Annotated in this window: 3 protein-coding genes; all 3 read left to right on the plus strand. The window is 62.2% G+C overall.

All coding sequences use genetic code 11. The features are described 5' to 3' along the window. A partial coding sequence (locus M7F93_RS11480) for a TolC family protein (RefSeq protein WP_366144785.1) occupies positions 1 to 254 on the plus strand: 254 nt, incomplete at its 5' end. Continuing rightward, on the plus strand, positions 251 to 1,693 hold the full coding sequence (locus M7F93_RS11485) for an efflux RND transporter periplasmic adaptor subunit (RefSeq protein ID WP_298173631.1): 1,443 nt from the start codon (positions 251 to 253) through the stop codon (positions 1,691 to 1,693). The genes M7F93_RS11480 and M7F93_RS11485, both read left to right, overlap by 4 nt. Next, the coding region (locus M7F93_RS11490; RefSeq protein ID WP_298173634.1) for an efflux RND transporter permease subunit at positions 1,686 to 3,188 on the plus strand (1,503 nt) is incomplete at its 3' end. The genes M7F93_RS11485 and M7F93_RS11490, both read left to right, overlap by 8 nt.

The raw sequence follows: 3,188 nt of genomic DNA on the forward strand, positions 1-3,188 counted from the left end.
CCGCCTTTGCCCGGTATGAATCCCATAAAATTCAGTTGGAGCGCATTGATCGGCAACTGCTGCCCACCGCACGGAATGCCTTTTCCGCAACGCTCGCCGCCTACTCGGCGGGACGCGCCGGGCTGAACGCGGTGCTGCGCACCCAGAAGGAAGTGTTGGGCTATGCCCTGGCCCGCCTGCAACACCGCCGCGATTTGGGTCTCTACGCCGCAGAGCTGGATTTCCTCACCACCCAAGGAGAGATGCAACCATGAAGCCACGCAACTGGATTATCGGTATCGGCCTGCTCATCATCGGTGTGGGTTTTGGGGCCGGCGCGGCTTGGTGGCTGCAGACCCTTGCTGCTGCGCCGAGTGCCCACTCCGCCGCTGCTCCGGCAAGTACGCCCAAGGGACGGCACATCCTCTACTGGGCCGCCCCCATGAACCCCAAGATCCATTCGAATCACCCGATGAAGGACAGCATGGGGATGGCCTATATCCCGGTCTATGCCTCCAGTCCGAACGCAAAAAAGGGGGCCGGTCTCAGCATCGATCCGCGCCTGGCGCAAAACCTGGGGGTGCGCCTCGTGGCGGTGCAGCACCGTCAGATGGGGCATGCCATCCATACCCTGGGCACCGTGGCAGTGGACGAGAACCGGGTCTATTCCGTCAATCCGCGTTTTTCTGGCTGGGTGACACGCTTGAACGTCCGGGCCGTGGGTGACCCCGTGCAGCGCGGCCAGGTACTCGCCGAGATTTATTCTCCCGAGCTATACAGTGCCCAGCAGGAGTATCTCATTGCTCACCAGCAGGTCGGGACAGAGGAAGGCACCGCATTGCTCGCGGCAGCCCAGGCGAAGTTGCGACTGCTGGGCATGCCGGAAAACCAGATCGCAGCTCTCACCCGGCGCGGCACAGCGGAACACAATGTGGCGGTCATAGCTCCCGATTCCGGGGTGGTCGAGACCCTCAATGTGCGCCAGGGTGGCTATGTCTCGCCGCAGACGAATGTCTATGAAATCGCCAATCTCGACCGGATCTGGGTCAATGTGGCGCTCTATTCCTATCAGTTGCCGTGGGTACGGATCGGCGACGCCGTGCGTCTGCATCTGCCCGCCTATCCCGGTAAATCCTGGGAGGGACGCCTGAACTTTCTCTACCCAACCCTCGACCCCAAAAACCGAACGGTGACGGCCCGGCTGAGTTTTCCCAATCCCGGTGGGACGCTGCGCCCCGGCACCTATGCCGACGCCACGGTTCTGGCCAGCCCCGAGGAGACTCTGGCGGTACCCAGTAGCGCCGTACTACGTACCACTCAGGGGGATTATGTGATGCTGAATGAAGGCCAAGGACACTTTCTGCCGGTACAGGTCGCTCTGGGGGCAGAGGCCGACGGCTGGGTAGCCATCGACAAGGGACTCAAGGCGGGCGACCGGGTAGTGGAAAGCGCCCAGTTCTTGCTCTATTCCGAATCCCAGTTCCAATCGGTCAAGGCCCGCATGCTGGGTGGCAACACGGCGCCCACCAGGAGTGCCATGCCAGGCAGTGGAAATTCCCGGCCGCAGATCAGTGGGCCGACTCAGGGTCGCAAGTCCCCTGCATCGGACACTTCCGCCGGAGATACAGGCGCTCCACCGACGCCATCGGCCTCATCCGGTCCAAGCGCCATGGCCGGGATGAACATGGGTCAGGGAGGGCAATCCCATGATTAGAGCGATCATGCGTTGGTGTATGGCAAACCGCTTGCTGGTCATGATCGCCGTCCTGGTGTTGATCGTCGGCGGTACGCTGGCGGTGATCAACATTCCCCTGGAGGCCATCCCTGACATCTCGCCCACCCAGGTCATCGTCAAGACCTCCTATCCGGGTCAGGCGCCACAAATCGTTCAGGATCAGGTGACCTATCCCCTGGAGACCACCCTGCAGGAGGTACCCGGTGCCCAGGCCGTGCGCGGCTACTCCATGTTCGGTGATTCATATGTCTATGTCCTGTTCAAGGGGGGCACCAGCATCTATCAGGCCCGTAATCTGGTGCTCCAATATCTGAGCCAGGTGCAGTCCAAGCTGCCGCCGGGGATCACACCGGCCCTGGGTCCGAACAGTTCGGGGGTGGACTGGATCTTCGAATATGCCCTCAGCGACCCCGGCGGAACCTTGAATCTGGCCCAGCTCACCACCTTGCAAAACTGGTTTCTCAAGTACGAACTACAGGCCATCTCCGGCGTCGCGGAGGTGGCCACGGTAGGGGGCATGGTGCAGGAGTACCAAGTGGTGGTGGACCCCCAGAAACTCCTCGCCTACAACCTGGCCCTGCCGGAGGTGGAGGCCGCCATTCGCGCCGCCAACGGGGAGACCAGCGGCTCGGTGGTGGACATGGGAGAAGCGAGTTATATCGTCCGCACCTCGGGTTACATTCGTTCCCTGAAAGACCTGGAGGATGCGTCGCTGGGGGTGCGCGACGGCGTGCCCATTACGTTGCGGGATGTGGCCCGGGTGCAGTTGGGTCCACAATTGCCCAATGGCGTCGCCGAACTCGACGGTAAGGGGCAGGTGGTGGGCGGTATCGTGATGATGAACCAGGGCGGCAACGCCTATGCCCTCATCCGTCAGATCGAGCGCAAGCTCAAGGAACTCCAGCCCTCCCTGCCCAAAGGCGTGAAGGTCGTCACCACGTACAGCCAGGCCCCGCTGATCCAACGCAGCATCCATACCCTGACCGGCAAACTGCTGGAGGAATCCCTGGCGGTGGCACTCATCTCCCTGTTCTTCCTGCTGCGCGCACGTTCGGCGCTGGTGGCCCTCGTCGCCCTGCCGCTGGGGATACTGGCCGCTATCCTCATCATGTGGTCCCTAGACATCCCCGCCAACATCATGTCTCTGGGCGGCATCGCCATCGCCATCGGCGTGATGATGGACGCCCCCGTGGTCATGATCGAAAACATGCACAAGCACTTGGAACACAACCCCGGCGTCGACCCCTGGGTGGCGGCGATGGCGGCGGCGGAGGAGGTCGGTCCGGCCTTATTCTTCTCGCTGATCATCATCGCCGTTTCTTTCCTACCGGTCTTCGCCCTGGGTGGCGAGGAGGGCAAGTTATTTGCGCCGCTCGCCTTCACCAAGACATTTTCCATCACCGCCGCCGCCATCCTTTCGGTAACCCTGGTGCCCATCCTCATGGCCTGGTTCATCCGCGGTCGCATCAGCCCT

Source organism: Acidithiobacillus sp. (assembly GCF_027322205.1).
Taxonomy (GTDB): domain Bacteria; phylum Pseudomonadota; class Gammaproteobacteria; order Acidithiobacillales; family Acidithiobacillaceae; genus Acidithiobacillus.